The sequence below is a fragment of the Nocardioides sp. NPDC006273 genome (assembly GCF_040613495.1).
Taxonomy (GTDB): domain Bacteria; phylum Actinomycetota; class Actinomycetes; order Propionibacteriales; family Nocardioidaceae; genus Nocardioides.
Genome location: NZ_JBEXSD010000018.1, coordinates 34,808 through 49,365, shown reverse-complemented (window position 1 = coordinate 49,365; position 14,558 = coordinate 34,808). Strand labels below are relative to the sequence as shown.

Here is a 14,558-nt window from a genome sequence, read left to right as displayed (position 1 = left end):
TCCGCTTCAGCCGGTGTGGGTGGGGTAGTCGGTGTATCCGACCGCTCCGCCACCGTAGAAGGTCGCCGGGTCGGGACTGTTCAACTCTGCCCCGACGCGCAGCCGCTCGACCAGGTCGGGGTTGGCAAGCGCCAGTGCACCCACGGATACCAGGTCGGCCGTGCCGTTGTCGACGTCCTTGGCACGGGCCGAGATGTCGGCGCCGGGCCGGTTGAGGATCAAAGTGCCCGGCCACTGTGCGCGAAGCGTGTCGAGCAGCTCTTCGTCGCCCACATGCATCAGATGCAGGTAAGCCAGCCCCAGCGGGCGCAGTGCCTCGACGAGCGCCGGATACAGCTCGTGGGTATCGGACTCGGCGATGTCGTTGTACGGGTTTCCCGGCGAGATACGGATGCCGGTGCGCGCGGGGCCGATCTCGTCGGCCACCGCGCCGACAACCTCCACGGCGAACCGGATACGGGCCTCGATCGAGCCGCCGTAACGGTCTGTGCGCTGGTTGGCGTTGCCGGAGAGGAACTGGTGGATCAGGTAGCCGTTGGCGCCGTGGATCTCCACCCCGTCCGCGCCCGCGGCGACAGCCGAGGCGGCCGCGCGCCGGAAGTCCTCGACGGTCTCGGTGACCTCCTGAGTCGAGAGCGCACGGGGCTCGGGCATCTTCTGAGGGCCGGACGCGGTGAACATCACGCCGTCCGGGCGGATCGCCGAGGGGGCGACAGGCTGACGGTGGTGCGGAGTGTTGTCGGGATGGGAGATCCGGCCGACGTGCATCAGCTGGATGAACACACGGCTGCCTGCCGCGTGCACCGCGTCGGTGACCTTGCGCCATCCGGCGATCTGCGCGTCGTTGTAGATGCCGGGGGTGAGCAGGTAGCCCTGGCCGTCGGCGGAGGGCTGGGTGCCCTCGGTGATGATCAGCGCCTTGGAGGCGCGCTGTGCGTAGTACTCGGCATTCAGCTCCGTCGGCACGCCCTCCGGGGTGGAGCGGTCACGGGTCATGGGTGCCATGACCAGACGGTGTGGCAAAGCGGTGCCGCCGAGGGTGATCGGGGCCCACAGGGATTCCAGCATGAGATTCTCCTTCGGTACGCGGTGGCCCGAACGGCCACCACAACAGGTGGGGTTGGGACGGGGCGCTCAGTCGACGGCGAGGACGAGCTTGCCGCGCACGTGTCCGGCGTCGCTGGCCCGCTGGGCCTCGGCCGCCTTGGCCAACGGGTACGACGTGACGGTGGTGGTCAGCTTTCCGGCCGCGGCGTCCTGAGCCACCGCGGCGAGGCGCTCGGCGGGGTGGCCTCCGCCGCCGGGGGAGAAGGTGACGCCCAGCTGGCCCGCACTGAAGTCGGCGATGGTGACGATGCGCTCGGTGCCGCCGCGCAAGGTGATGGAGTCGGGTAGGGCGCCCTTGCCGGCCAGGTCGAAGACCGCGTCCACACCATCGGGAGCCAGGGTCCGCACCCGCTCGACCAGGCCCTCGCCATAGGTGGTCGGGGTCGCGCCGAGCGAGGTCAGGTAGTCCTGGTTCGAGGGGCCGGCGGTGGCGATCACGCGCGCACCGCGAGCCGTGGCGAGCTGCACGGCCACGGTGCCGACCGCTCCGGAGGCGCCGTGCATCAGCACGGTCTCCCCGGCGGTCACGTCCAGCTGGTCCAGGACCCGTTCGGCGGTCTCGGTGGCGACCGGCAGTGCGGCCGCGTCCTGCCAGGAGAGATCTGCGGGCTTGCGGGCCACAGCGGTGGCCAGGGCGTACTCGGCGTACGAGCCGGTGTCTGCCCAGCCGAGCACCTCGTCGCCGACCTGTACGTCGCTCACGCCCTCACCGAGCGCGTCGACCACACCCGCGAGCTCCCCGCCGGGGATGGCGGGAAACGTCGTCGGGAAGATGGCCTCGAGCGCCCCGGTGCGCTTCTTGCCGTCCAGCGCGTTCAGCCCGGCGGCCTTGACGCGCACTCGGACCTGGCCGGGGCCGGGCTGCGGGACTTCGACGTCCGCCTCGTGCAGCACATCCGGGCCACCGAACTCGTCGAGAATGATTGCTTTCATGAAGACTCCACTTCGGGTCGCGTCGCTCTGGCAAATAATGTGGTCAGCCACCTAACCATCGTAGCGGGAATCATGTGGCTAGCCAAGTATTGCGTCGACGGGCAGACCCGGCTGGGCTCTCGCTGTCCGCAGACTCCCTCGGAGGCGGTGGGCGAACGTCCCGCTGAGCGGCCGTTTCACGGCTCTGTCGCGCAAGCTTCACCGCTTCGCGCGTAAAACGATCCGCCAAGGGGGGTTCGCAGCGGCCCGCGAGTTGCTAATGTCACTCCCGCAACAGGAGCAAGTTCCAGAAGGTCTGACGCCTGCGGAGTTTGTGAGCCAACGGCGTTTCTGCTCTGTGCCCGCCCGGACCCAGGTTCGGGAACACAGGTCGGAGCGACGTGTCACCCGCCCCTGATGCGGGGCTACCGAACCTGGTGGCCTCTCGCCCCGACTAAGGAGTAACGAGCAGATGGCTCAGGGCACCGTTAAGTGGTTCAACGCCGAGAAGGGTTTCGGCTTCATCGCGCAGGAGGACGGCGGCGACGACGTCTTCGTGCACTACTCTGCGATCCAGACCAACGGCTACAAGTCGCTGGACGAGAACCAGAAGGTCGAGTTCGACGTCACGCAGGGCCCGAAGGGCCCGCAGGCGGAGAACGTTCGTCCTCTCTGATTCGCTCGCTGAATATCAAGACGATCTCGGGTTCGGCGTAAGCCGACACTGATCATCTGCACCGAGGCCCCAGCCGTCTGGCTGGGGCCTCGTGGTCTGATTGGAGCGCTCTCAGACTTCTGTGTCACGCTTGATGTGACAACTTTTGATGGTTCTTGGCGGATCAGCACGCAGATCCACCGAGACTGGGCGATGATGTGAAGACCAGGTCTTAGGGTGAGGAGGCGGGCGTGGCTGACCAGTTCGATGTGACGCTGGAAGATCCCGAGCTGCTCCTCGAGGTCGAGCTCACCACCAACCTCATCGTCGCCGCCAGCGAGTCCGAGGATCACCTCTCCCAGGAGGAGATCGACCGCATCCTCGGGATCATCCTCTAGCTGGAGTCCTTTCAGCAGGTCGCGAAGAGCAGTGGTCCGTTCGCCAGGTCGGAGAGCACGGCAGTGCCGTCCTTCGGCTGCAGCTGCATGGTGACGACCGCATCCTCGGCCGCGACCTTTCCGAGGTCGAACCGCTCGTCGAAGGTGCCGCCCTGGCCCGGGGCCGGGCCGACTGCGAGCTTGGCGCGGGTGTCGGCGTTGGTGCGCGCCTGGTCGTCGTTCTCGAAGGCCATCGCGACGCGTACGTTCCCGCTCGGCTCGGCCGCCATGGCGAAGCCCGCGATCGGGTTGATGTCGCCGGCTGCGTCGACCAGGCCGTCGGCCTGGTCCTGGTCGGCGGCCGAGGCGCCGCTGAGCCCGATCTCGCTGCAGGTGAAGTCCCCGTCGTAGACGAACGCCGAGAGCGGGTCGCCGAGCCGGCCGGCTGCCTCCGTCATCGGCTCGTTCAGATCGCCGTCGCCGAGGTTCTCGACCTGGTCGCCGAGGTAGCGCCGACCGTCCGAGGCCACGATGAGGTCTCGCTTGGGCAGGAAGGCGATGTAGGTGAGCTGCGGGGAGATCGTCGAGTCGATCCCGGAGTCGGTGAAGTTGGCGAACGGGACCAGAGTGCCGTCCCAGACGCCGCCGTCGGCAGGATCGTCCTCAGGGGCGGTGAACCCCATCGAGGTGAGCTTGTCGACGAGGTGGTCGGCGTCCATGTCCTCGAGGTGCGCGAGCATGAGCGCGCCCTCGGTCGACTGGGTGTAGAGCTCCCAGTCGAGGGTCGCCGGTGACCAGCCGAAGTGCTGCTGCAGCAGCCCCGAGGCATCGGGCAGCACCGAGGTCGAGGTGAGGTCTTTCGTATAGGCCTCGTCGATCATCTCGTGGACCTCCGCCGGTGAGGAGCTCGCATCGAGGTCGGTGCCGACGCTCTCGCGGATGCCGGCCCAGTCGGTGAACGAGACCCGGGTCGCCTCGCTGGGGGCCAGCCGCAGCGCCTCGTCGAGGTCGCCGCCACGGGTCACCCACGTCCGGGCCAGGAAGATCACCAGCGCCGCGACGAGGACGCCCACCGCGATGGTCAACAGGGGGTGGGCGCGTACGACTCGGGTCGACCGACCGGCCCACGTCCGAGGGCGATCGAGAAGCTGAGGGTTGCGGAGCATCCCGACGAACCTTAGACGAGCCGATCGCCCAACTGATACACCCAGCCGACATACCCTGTGCCCATGCCCGAGATCCCGGCCGCCGGCGTAGTGGTTTTTCGCGAGCACGACGACCTGCCCGAGGTGGCGTTGGTCCACAGACCCAAGTACGACGACTGGTCCTTCCCCAAGGGCAAGGTCGACCCCGGTGAGACGGTGCCGGTGGCCGCGATCCGCGAGGTGCGCGAGGAGACCGGTCTGAGGGTCGCACTCGGCCGCCCGCTCCGGCCGCAGCGCTATCCCGTCGAGGCGGGACAGAAGGTGGTCCACTACTGGGTCGGCCGCGCCGCTGCCGGCACCGACGACGACGTCGACGGCTACCAGATCAACGACGAGATCGACGAGGTCGAGTGGCTCTCGGTGGAGAAGGCGCGCGAGCGGCTCACCTATCCGCACGACCGGGCCACGCTGCAGGAGGCAGTGGACGTACGCCACCTCACCACGCCCCTCGTCGTCCTCCGGCACGGGTCGGCGGTCGGCCGTTCGGCCTGGCCCCGCGCAGACCGGGAGCGGCCGCTCGACGACACCGGGCGGGCCCAGGCGGTCGCCCTGGCCGGCCTGCTGATGGCCTACGACGTCGGCCGGGTGATCACCTCGCCGAGCGTCCGCTGCGTGCAGTCCGTGGCGCCGTACGCCGGGATGGCCGGCATCTCGCCCGAGCAGCTGAGACTGCTGAGCGAGGAGGGCGCGGAGGAAGGTAGCGTGTCGGCCCTGGCCGCGGAGACCCTGCGTGACCTGGCCGTCCCGACGGTGATCTGCACGCACCGACCGGTGCTGCCGTGGCTCTTCGGCGGCCTGGGCGCACGGGACCCGAAGCTGGCGAAGGGTGAGCTGATGGTCCTGCACGTGCGGGCGGGCGAAGTGTGTGCGGCGGAGGCCTTTCAGGCCTGAAAGCGGCTCGGGGCCTGCCTGTTCATCTTCTGTGCCCGCAACCGACGCCGATTTGCCATCGACTTTGTGTCCCACGTTCAGCCTGTGTTCACCTACGCCGAGTTTCCCGTCCACCTCGGCTGCTTACGGTCATCGCGACAACTCCGAATCGACTGCATCATCATCAGGAGACTTGCGTGAACACCACCTCGCTGCGCCGGGCACTTGTCCCGGGCATCACGGCCGCGGCCCTCGCTCTTTCGATCAGCGCCTGCGGCGCCGCCAACGAGCAGAACAGCGGCAGCGAAGGCGAAGGCACCCTCTCGGGCACCATCAAGGGTGGCGGTTCCTCTGCTCAGGAAAAGGCCCAGGCGGCATGGGTCGCCGGCATCCAGGACGCGAACCCCGACCTCAGCGTCGTCTACGAGCCCGTGGGATCCGGCTCGGGTCGTGAGGGCTTCGCGACCGGCGGCTACCTCTTCGGTGGCACCGACGCCGCTCTCAACGACGACGAGGGCGAGCTGACCAAGGCCAAGGAGCAGTGCGGCGGTGACCCGATCCAGGTCCCGGCGTACGTCTCGCCGATCGCCGTCGTCTTCAACGTCGAGGGCGTCGACGAGCTCAACCTCGACGCCAAGACCCTCGCCGGCATCTTCTCCGGCAAGATCACCAAGTGGAACGACCCGGCGATCGCCGCGACCAACCCGGACGCCGAGCTTCCGGACAGCGCGATCACCCCGGTCCACCGCGCCGACGACTCTGGCACCCAGGAGAACTTCACCGAGTACCTCGCGGCCGCCGGTGGCTGGGCCGAGGAGCCCGACGGTGAGTGGCCCGCCTCCATCGAGGGCGGCGAGGGCGGCGACGGCACCTCCGGTGTCGTGACCGCCATGCAGGGTGCTGGCTACATCGGCTTCGTGGACGCCTCGGCGGCGACCGAGAACGATCTCGCCACCGTCAAGGTCAAGGTCGGCGAGGACTTCGTCGAGCCGACCCCCGAGGCCGCTGCCAAGATCCTGGCTGCCTCGAAGTCGGTCGGCACCAGCGACAGCGACATGGCCGTCGAGGTCGCCCGCGACACCACCGAGGCCGGTGTCTACCCGGTCGTGCTGGTCACCTACCTGCTCGCCTGCCCGACCTACGAGAACGCCGAGGACGCGGCCAACATCAAGGGCTACCTGGAGTACATCCTCTCCGAGGAGGGCCAGGAGGCCGCCGCCGAGGAGGCCGGCTCCGCGCCGCTGGACCGCGAGACCGCGGACAAGGCTCTGGAGCTCGTCGGCGCGATCAAGTAGTGCCGACCAGTCTGACGTGATCGCCGTTCGGGCGGTGGCTGCGGCCGCCGCCCGTACGGCTGTCTTGAGAACCGAAACAAGAAAGTCGAGGAATGCCTTGTGACTGTCGCCGCTGACCCCGGCGCCGACCCTGGCGTTGACACGAAGTCGGAGCTGTCCGGCCGTGGCTCGGTGGGTGATGTCGTCTTCCGAGGCATCGCCGTCACTGCCGCCACTCTCATCCTGGTGGCGCTGGCAGCCGTCTTCATCTTCCTGGGGATCGAGGGCATCCCGGGCTTCAGTGTGGACGAGCAGCACTACACCGGCCAGGGCTCGTTCCTGGGCCTGGTCGTGCCGTTGCTGTTCGCCACCATGTACGCCGCTGTGCTGGCGTTGATCGTCGCGGTCCCCTTCAGCGTGGCGATCGCGCTCTTCATCAGCCACTACGCCCCGCGGCGGATCGCCACCCCCGTGGCGTACGTCATCGACCTGCTCGCCGCGGTCCCGTCGGTCGTCTTCGGCCTGTGGGGTGCGGTGGTGCTCGGTCCGTACCTGGTGCCGGCCCACACCTGGCTCTCCAAGAACCTGGCCTGGCTGCCGTTCTTCGACGGCCAACCCTCCGGCAACGGCCGTACGCTGTTCACCGCCTCGATCGTGCTGGCCGTGATGGTCCTGCCGATCATCACCTCGATCTGCCGCGAGGTCTTCGCGCAGACGCCGCGACTGCACGAGGAGGCGGCGCTGGCGCTGGGCGCGACCCGCTGGGAGATGATCCGCTACGCGGTCTTCCCCTACGCCCGCTCCGGGATGGTCTCCGCGGTCATGCTCGGCCTCGGCCGGGCCCTCGGTGAGACCATGGCGATCGCGATGATCGTCTCGCCGAAGGTGATCATCTCGCTGTTCATCATCGGCACCAACAACCCGCAGACCATCGCGGCATACATCGCCCAGGGCTACAAGGAGAGCACGCCCGACCGGCTCTCCGTGCTGATCGCGACCGGCCTCGTGCTGTTCGCGTTCACCTTCCTGGTCAACGCGCTCGCCCGCTGGATCGTCGCCCGAGGGAGGGCCAAGTGAGCAAGTCCAACCCTTCTGTGGCTGACGTTCCCCGCGACGAGGCCCCGCTGTCGCACGCAACGCTCCCGCGAGGCGCCCAGTGGCTGGTCGGCGTCGCGGCGCTCGCTCTCGGCGGCCTCGCCCTGGTGCTCGGCGTGGGCATCGTCGGAGCCGCTGTCATCGGCGTGCTCGCGTTCCTCATCGGCTACCCCCTGTGGGCGCTGCTGGTGGAGAACAAGCGCTCGGCGACCGACAAGCTCGTCACCGGTCTGGTGTGGACGGCCTTCGCGGTCGCGGTCATCCCGCTGATCTGGCTCATCTACACGGTCGTCTCCCGCGGCGCCGCAACCATCAGCCCGGAGTTCCTCACCTTCTCGATGCGTTCGGTCACCGGCGACGACCAGGGCGGGCTCTACCACGCACTGATCGGCACCCTGATCGTCACCGGCATCGCGGCGGTGATCTCGATCCCGATCGGCATCATGACCGCGATCTACCTGATCGAGTACGGCAAGGGCAACCGCCTCGCCAAGGGGATCACCTTCCTGGTCGACGTCATGACGGGTATCCCGTCCATCGTCGCGGGCCTGTTCGCGTTCGCGCTCTTCACCCTGATCATGGGGCCGGGCACGCGCTTCGGCTTCGGCGGCGGCGTCGCGCTCTCGCTGCTGATGATCCCGACGGTGGTCCGCTCGACCGAGGAGATGCTCAAGCTGGTCCCCGACGACCTGCGCGAGGCTGCGTACGCCCTCGGGGTGCCGAAGTGGCGCACCATCACCAAGATGGTGCTCCCGACCGCCATCGGCGGCATCGTCACCGGTGTGGTCCTCTCGATCTCGCGAGTGATCGGTGAGACGGCGCCGCTGCTGGTCGCCTCGGGCTTCAACCCGAACCTGAACACCAACGCCTTCGACAACAGCCCGATGATGACCGTGCCGGTCTTCATCTACACCCAGCTGTCCGAGGCCACTGCGAAGGGCGTCGAGTACGCCTGGGGTGGGGCACTGGTGCTCTTCATCCTCGTCATGGTCCTCAACCTCATCGCCCGTATCGTCGGCACGATCTTCGCCCCCAAGACCGGGCGCTAGGAGTAACACATGTCCATTCAAGTCAAGGACACCAGCATCTTCTACGGCGACTTCAAGGCCGTCGAGGACGTCACCATGTCCGTCAAGCCGAAGTCTGTGACCGCCTTCATCGGGCCGTCCGGCTGCGGCAAGTCGACCTTCCTGCGCACGCTGAACCGGATGCACGAGGTCATCCCCGGCGCCTACGTCGAGGGGAAGATCACGATCGCCGGCCAGGACATCTACGGGCCGAACGTCGACCCGGTGGCCGTACGCCGCAAGGTCGGCATGGTCTTCCAGCGGCCGAACCCGTTCCCGACGATGTCGATCTACGACAACGTGCTCGCCGGCAACAAGCTCAATTCCAAGCGGATGAAGAAGTCCGAGGCGGACACGATCGTGGAGAGCGCGCTGCGTGGCGCCAACCTGTGGAACGAGGTCAAGGACCGCCTCGGCAAGCCCGGCATGGGGCTCTCCGGTGGTCAGCAGCAGCGGCTCTGCATCGCCCGTGCGATCGCCGTTCAGCCGGAGGTGCTGCTCATGGACGAGCCGTGCTCGGCGCTCGACCCGATCTCCACCGCTGCGATCGAGGACCTCATCCACGAGCTGAAGTCCGACTACACGATCGTGATCGTCACCCACAACATGCAGCAGGCCGCCCGGGTCTCCGACGACACCGGCTTCTTCAACCTGAAGGCCGCCGGCCAGCCGGGTCACCTGGTGGAGTTCAACCCCACCAAGCAGATGTTCACCAACCCGGACAACCCGGACACCGAGGCGTACATCTCGGGCCGGTTCGGCTAGAGCTTCTGAAAATGCAGCCGAGTCGGCGCATCCTGACCCGTGTCTCGCGAAGCGAAGCGAGCGAGAGGGTCAGGATGCGCCGACTCGGCGTTACCGCTTCTACGGCAACTGAAAAACGAAGTGGCAGAGCAGGTAGGTCAGCGCAGCGACGCCGCCGGCGGCGGGGAAGGTGAAGATCCAGGCCATGACGATGGACTTCGCCACGCCCCAGCGGACCGCGGAGAACCGCTTGGTCGCGCCGACACCCATGATCGACGAGGTGATCGTGTGGGTGGTCGAGATCGGGGCCTCCCAGATGTACGCCGTGGTGTAGAGCACCGAGGCGGCGACCGACTCGGCGGCGAAGCCGCGCGAGGGGTCCAGGTGGATGATCCGGCGGCCGAGGGTGCGCATGATGCGCCAGCCGCCGGACATGGTGCCGAGGGAGATCGCGGTGGCGGCGGCAGCGATCACCCAGAACGGAAGGTCGTCGCCCTGTGAGAGGAAGCCACCGGTGACCAGGGCGAGGAAGATGACGCCCATGGTCTTCTGCGCGTCCTGGAGACCGTGACCGAGCGCCATCGCAGCGGCCGAGATCGTCTGGGCAATCCGGAAGCCCTTCTGCGCCTTGTGGGGATTGGCGCGCCGGAAGATCCACATGATCGCGAGCATCACACCGAAGCCGAGGCCGAAGGCCACCAACGGCGAGATGAACATCGGGATGACGACCTTCTCCAGCACCGTGATCCAGTTGACGAACGCGCCGGCGGCGATCGCCGAGCCGGCCAGACCGCCGATCAGGGCGTGCGACGAGGACGAGGGAAGACCGAAGTACCAGGTGATCATGTTCCACGCGATGGCGCCGAGCAGGCCGGCCATCACGACGGTCAGACCCTGCGCTCCTGATGGTGGGGTGATCGTGTCGGAGACGGTGTGGGCGACCTTCTGGCCCAGAAAGGCGCCGACGAAGTTCATCACCGCTGCGAGCAGGAGGGCGATGCGCGGCGTGAGCGCGCGGGTGGACACGGAGGTCGCGATGGCGTTGGCGGCGTCGTGAAAGCCGTTGGTGTAGTCGAAGACGAGCGCGACGACCACCACCGCGATGACGATGGCAAGTTCCACGGTGTCAGGATTCCTTGACGGCGATCTGCTCGACGGTGTTCGCGACCTTCTCGAAGGCGTCGATCGCGTCCTCGAGGGACTCGACGATGTCCTTCAGCTTGAGGACCTCCATCGCGTCGTACTCACCGGAGAAGAGCTTGGCGAGGATGCGACGGTGGTTCTTGTCGCCCTGGTTCTCGAGACGGTTGATCTCGATCCAGTACTCCGCGAGCTCCTTCATCGAGCGAAGCTTGGGCATCGCGGAGGCGGTCAGCTCGGCGCAGCGCTGGAGCACGGTGACCTGGTCGGAGAGCTCCGGTGGCAGGATGTTGACGCCGTAGACGAAGATCTGGTCGACGACCTCGTCCATCGAGTCCATCACATCGTCGAGACCGGAGCCGAGGGCATAGATGTCCTCGCGGTCGAACGGCGTGACGAAGGTCGAGTTGACCTTCTTGACGATCTCGTGGGTCGTCTCGTCAGCGGCATGCTCCGCGTCGCGCATGCGTCGCGCGACGTCCTCGCGATCGGCTGTGTCGCTGAGCATCTCGGCGAGCAGCGAGACACCGCCGACAAGGTGGTTGGCGGACTCGGCAAACAGGTCGTAGAACGACGTGTCGACCGGGCGGATTCGGAAACGCACGGGGGGCTCCTGGCTGGATGAGGCAGACCTGCGGGCTCATGTTAGGCGAGTCCGCTTGACACGACGAAAGTCAGGGCGTGTTCAGCCTGTCGAAGCGCGCCTGCGCTGGCGCTGACGTGTGATCAACATCGCCTGGAGATGGTTGGGAGCGTGGTTGCGGGACCACGTCCCGTCGGGCCCGAGGACCCAGGCATCCGTGGTCGACTCGAAGGCCATGTCGAACAGCGAGCCGACCTCCGCCACGAGCTCCGGTGTGGGAAGACGTACGAGGGCCTCGACCCGTCGGTCGAGGTTGCGGTGCATCATGTCGGCCGAGCCGATCCAGGCGCTCGGTCCGTCGTCGCCGTCGTCGGGAGCGCCGTTCTCGAACCAGAAGATCCGCGAGTGCTCGAGGAACCGGCCCAGGATCGAGCGCACCTCAATGGTCTCGCTGAGCCCCTCCACACCCGGACGGAGCGCGCAGATGCCACGCACCAGCAGCTGGACGGGAACGCCCGCCTGGGAAGCCAGGTAGAGCGCGTCGATGATGGCCTCGTCGACCACGGAGTTGGCCTTCAGCCGGATCCGGGCAGGCCGCCCCGCAAGATGGTGGGCGATCTCGGCGTGGATCTGCTCGATCAGGCCGAGACGTACGTTGCCGGGGGCGACCAGGAGCTGCCCGTACGTCGCCTCGCGGCTCCAGCCGGAGAGGTTGTTGAACAGGTGGGCGACGTCCTCGCCGATGGCCTCGTCGGTGGTGATCAGTCCCATGTCCTCGTAGAGCCTCGAGGTCTTGGGGTTGTAGTTGCCTGTGCCGATGTGGGTATAGCGGCGGATGGTGCCGTCGGGCTCCTCGCGGACCACCATCGCCAGCTTGCAGTGGGTCTTCAGGCCGACCAGGCCGTAGACCACGTGGCAGCCGGCCTGCTCGAGCTTGCGTGCCCAGCGGATGTTGGCCACCTCGTCGAAGCGCGCCTTGATCTCGACCAGCACCAGCACCTGCTTGCCGGCCTCGGCGGCGTCGATCAGGGCATCGATGATGGGGGAGTCGCCCGAGGTGCGGTAGAGGGTCTGCTTGATCGCCAGCACGCGCGGGTCGGCCGCCGCCTGCTCGAGGAAGCGCTGCACGCTGGTCGCGAACGAGTCATAGGGATGCTGGAGGAGTACGTCGCCGCGGCGCGCTGCCTTGAAGACGTCGACCGGCGCGGCGCTCTCGACGGGCGCCAGGGCCGGGTGGGTGCTCGGCAGGAAGGCCGGATACTTCAGCTGACCGCGGTCGATGTCGGCGATCCCGTGCAGCCCGCGCAGGTCGAGCGGGCCGGGCAGCCGGAAGACCTCCTTGTCGGAGATGCCGAGCTCGGAGACCAGCAGGTCGAGCGTCGAGTCGGTCATCGACTCCTGCACCTCGAGGCGTACGGGCGGACCGAAGCGCCGCCGCAGCAGCTCCTTCTCCAGTGCGGTGAGGAGGTTCTCGGTGTCGTCCTCCTCGACCTCGAGGTCCTCGTTGCGGGTGACCCGGAAGGTGTGGACCTCGATGATCTCCATGCCCGGAAAGAGCTTCTGCAGCCGCTCGGCCATGACCTCCTCCAGCGGCACGAAGCGATCGTTGCCGAGCGGCACGAACCGGGCGAAGATCGGCGGCACCTTCACCCGGGCGAAGTGCTTCTTCTTCGACTTCGGGTCGCGCAGGCGGACGGCGAGGTTGAGCGAGAGGCCGGAGATATAGGGGAACGGGTGGGCCGGGTCCACGGCGAGCGGCGTCAGGACCGGATAGACCCGTTCCTTGAACAGCTTCTTGCAGGCCTTGACCTCCTCGGGGGTCAGGTCCTCCCAGTGCAGCAGCTGGATGCCCTCGTCGAGCAGCGCCGGCTTCACCTGACCGCGGAACACCTCGGCATGGCGCTCGGAGAGCTCCCGGGTCTTCTTCCAGATCAGCTCGAGGACCTCACGCGGCATCAGCCCGGAGGCGGCTTTGACCGCCACCCCTGCCGCGATCCTTCTCTTGAGCCCGGCCACGCGGACCATGAAGAACTCGTCGAGGTTGGAGGTGAAGATCGCCAGGAAGCGTACGCGCTCCAGCAGAGGCAGGGTCTCGTCCTCCGCCAGCTCCAGGACTCGCTCGTTGAACCGCAGCCACGAGAGCTCTCGGTCGAGGAACCGGTCCTCGTACTTCTCGACCTCGGCCAGCGCCTCGTGGTCGGGGATGTATTCGGGCTCGACATCGAACGGCTGGTCGGGAACCGCAGTCAGGCTCACGGTGTCCTCGGCCGACCGGGTGGGGGCCTGCGGGTCGAGACTCATGGGTCCAGTCTTTCATCCGAGCGTGGTGTGGAACCGTCGAATCCACGGTACGTCCCGCTCCTGGGCACCTGTCGATGGATCGGCCGGGTCGAGCCCCGCAGAGATGTCGCGGTGGGTCGCCTGATGAACTACCTGTTACACGACGTCCCGGTAACGGGGTAGTTTGGGCGCATGTCGATTCTCGCGCGTGCGTCGTCCCTGATCGATCCGTTGCTGGTGCCGGTGAAGAAGTCTGCCTTCGCGGCGGCTATGAACCTGCCGCCCGCCGTGCAGCGGCGGATCGTGGGCAAGCCGGTGACGTACGACGGACAGACGCTCGCGGTGGATACGCAGATCATGCTCGCGCTGATGAAGGTGTCGGGGGAGCCGGACCCGTCGACGCTGCCGATCCCGAAGGGGCGGGTGGCGCTGCTGCGGCAGTCGCAGCTCGGCGGCGGTCGCCAGGAGATCGGGTCGGTGCGTGAGCTCTGGGTCGCGGGATTCAAGGCGCGGCTCTACACGCCCGAGGGCGTCTCGGGCAACGCTCCGCTGCTGGTCTTCCTGCACGGCGGCGGCTTCATCTTCGGTGACCTCGACTCCCACGACGCCCCCTGCCGGCTGCTGGCCAGCGAGTCGGGGGTCAAGGTGCTCTCGGTCGACTACCGGCTGGCTCCGGAGTCGCCGTTCCCGGCGGCGTACGACGACTCGATCGCGGCGTTTCGATGGGCCGTCGAGCACGCGGCCGAGCTCGGTGCGGACCCGGCCCGGATCGGGGTCGGCGGTGACTCGGCCGGCGGCAACCTGGCGGCCGGCGTCGCGCTCGCGGTCGGCGAGGACTGCGCCTTCCAGCTGCTCATCTACCCGGTCACCCAGTCGGAGGCGAACACCCGCAGCCGCGAGGAGCTCAGCGAGGGCTTCTACCTGACCGCCGACTTCATCGCGGCGGCCACCGACAACTACCTGCCCGAGGGCACCGACCACCGCGACCCGCGCCACGCTCCGCTGTACGCGGAGATCCCGGCGAGCGGGCTCGCCCCTGCGTACGTCGCGACCGCGGGCTTCGACCCGCTGCGCGACGAGGGTGAGGCGTACGCGGCCAAGCTCGAGGAGGCCGGGGTGAAGGTCGCCCACAAGCGCTTCGCCGACCAGATCCACGGGTTCCTGAACGTGGTCGGCGCCGGGCGTACGTCACGCGCCGCTGTCCTCGAGATCGCGCGGGTCTTGAAGGACAACCTGTGACGAACTGAGG

Annotated in this window: 14 protein-coding genes; 8 read left to right on the top strand and 6 right to left on the bottom strand. The window is 67.7% G+C overall.

Features of this window, described 5'->3' with window-relative positions:
* Nucleotides 1-6: 6 nt before the first annotated feature.
* Nucleotides 7-1,068, bottom strand: coding sequence for an alkene reductase (locus tag ABZZ22_RS10425; protein WP_354930313.1), 1,062 nt, complete (start codon nucleotides 1,066-1,068; stop codon nucleotides 7-9).
* Between the two features lie 66 nt (nucleotides 1,069-1,134).
* Nucleotides 1,135-2,040, bottom strand: coding sequence for an NADP-dependent oxidoreductase (locus ABZZ22_RS10420; protein ID WP_354930310.1), 906 nt, complete (start codon nucleotides 2,038-2,040; stop codon nucleotides 1,135-1,137).
* Nucleotides 2,041-2,491: 451 nt separating this feature from the next.
* On the opposite strand from ABZZ22_RS10420, the gene ABZZ22_RS10415 reads away from it, so the two are divergent.
* Nucleotides 2,492-2,695: a cold-shock protein gene (locus tag ABZZ22_RS10415; protein ID WP_045548871.1), complete on the top strand. Its 204-nt coding sequence runs from the start codon at nucleotides 2,492-2,494 to the stop codon at nucleotides 2,693-2,695.
* A 230-nt stretch (nucleotides 2,696-2,925) separates the two neighbouring features.
* On the top strand, nucleotides 2,926-3,072 hold the full coding sequence (locus tag ABZZ22_RS10410) for a hypothetical protein (protein ID WP_354930306.1): 147 nt from the start codon (nucleotides 2,926-2,928) through the stop codon (nucleotides 3,070-3,072).
* 11 nt (nucleotides 3,073-3,083) lie between these two features.
* Here ABZZ22_RS10410 and ABZZ22_RS10405 read toward each other — a convergent pair whose 3' ends face one another.
* Nucleotides 3,084-4,217: a hypothetical protein gene (locus ABZZ22_RS10405; protein ID WP_354930303.1), complete on the bottom strand. Its 1,134-nt coding sequence runs from the start codon at nucleotides 4,215-4,217 to the stop codon at nucleotides 3,084-3,086.
* Between the two features lie 63 nt (nucleotides 4,218-4,280).
* On the opposite strand from ABZZ22_RS10405, the gene ABZZ22_RS10400 reads away from it, so the two are divergent.
* The 5 genes from ABZZ22_RS10400 (at nucleotide 4,281) to pstB (ending at nucleotide 9,327) form a co-directional block, all read left to right on the top strand.
* The gene (locus ABZZ22_RS10400) at nucleotides 4,281-5,147 is read left to right on the top strand and encodes an NUDIX hydrolase (RefSeq protein WP_354930300.1); all 867 of its coding nucleotides are present in this window, start codon (nucleotides 4,281-4,283) and stop codon (nucleotides 5,145-5,147) included.
* Nucleotides 5,148-5,323: 176 nt separating this feature from the next.
* Nucleotides 5,324-6,421, top strand: a complete 1,098-nt coding sequence (gene pstS, locus ABZZ22_RS10395) for a phosphate ABC transporter substrate-binding protein PstS (protein WP_354930297.1) — start codon at nucleotides 5,324-5,326, stop codon at nucleotides 6,419-6,421.
* 99 nt (nucleotides 6,422-6,520) lie between these two features.
* Nucleotides 6,521-7,477, top strand: a complete 957-nt coding sequence (pstC, locus tag ABZZ22_RS10390; RefSeq protein WP_354930294.1) for a phosphate ABC transporter permease subunit PstC — start codon at nucleotides 6,521-6,523, stop codon at nucleotides 7,475-7,477.
* Nucleotides 7,474-8,544, top strand: coding sequence for a phosphate ABC transporter permease PstA (gene pstA, locus ABZZ22_RS10385; RefSeq protein ID WP_354930291.1), 1,071 nt, complete (start codon nucleotides 7,474-7,476; stop codon nucleotides 8,542-8,544). The genes pstC and pstA overlap by 4 nt, the downstream gene beginning before the upstream one ends.
* Nucleotides 8,545-8,553: 9 nt before the next feature.
* Nucleotides 8,554-9,327 carry a phosphate ABC transporter ATP-binding protein PstB gene (gene pstB, locus ABZZ22_RS10380; RefSeq protein ID WP_354930288.1) on the top strand — a complete coding sequence of 258 codons (774 nt, stop codon included), beginning with the start codon at nucleotides 8,554-8,556 and terminating at the stop codon, nucleotides 9,325-9,327.
* A gap of 99 nt (nucleotides 9,328-9,426) precedes the next feature.
* On the opposite strand, the gene ABZZ22_RS10375 is transcribed toward pstB, so the two are convergent.
* From ABZZ22_RS10375 to ABZZ22_RS10365, 3 genes are all read right to left on the bottom strand, one after another.
* Nucleotides 9,427-10,428, bottom strand: a complete 1,002-nt coding sequence (locus tag ABZZ22_RS10375) for an inorganic phosphate transporter (RefSeq protein ID WP_354930285.1) — start codon at nucleotides 10,426-10,428, stop codon at nucleotides 9,427-9,429.
* Between the two features lie 4 nt (nucleotides 10,429-10,432).
* Nucleotides 10,433-11,050 carry a DUF47 family protein gene (locus ABZZ22_RS10370; protein WP_354930282.1) on the bottom strand — a complete coding sequence of 206 codons (618 nt, stop codon included), beginning with the start codon at nucleotides 11,048-11,050 and terminating at the stop codon, nucleotides 10,433-10,435.
* 81 nt (nucleotides 11,051-11,131) lie between these two features.
* Nucleotides 11,132-13,330, bottom strand: coding sequence for an RNA degradosome polyphosphate kinase (locus ABZZ22_RS10365; protein ID WP_354930279.1), 2,199 nt, complete (start codon nucleotides 13,328-13,330; stop codon nucleotides 11,132-11,134).
* A 171-nt stretch (nucleotides 13,331-13,501) separates the two neighbouring features.
* Here ABZZ22_RS10365 and ABZZ22_RS10360 point away from each other — a divergent pair, with 171 nt between their 5' ends.
* The gene (locus ABZZ22_RS10360) at nucleotides 13,502-14,548 is read left to right on the top strand and encodes an alpha/beta hydrolase (RefSeq protein ID WP_354930276.1); all 1,047 of its coding nucleotides are present in this window, start codon (nucleotides 13,502-13,504) and stop codon (nucleotides 14,546-14,548) included.
* The last annotated feature ends 10 nt before the right edge of the window (nucleotides 14,549-14,558 follow it).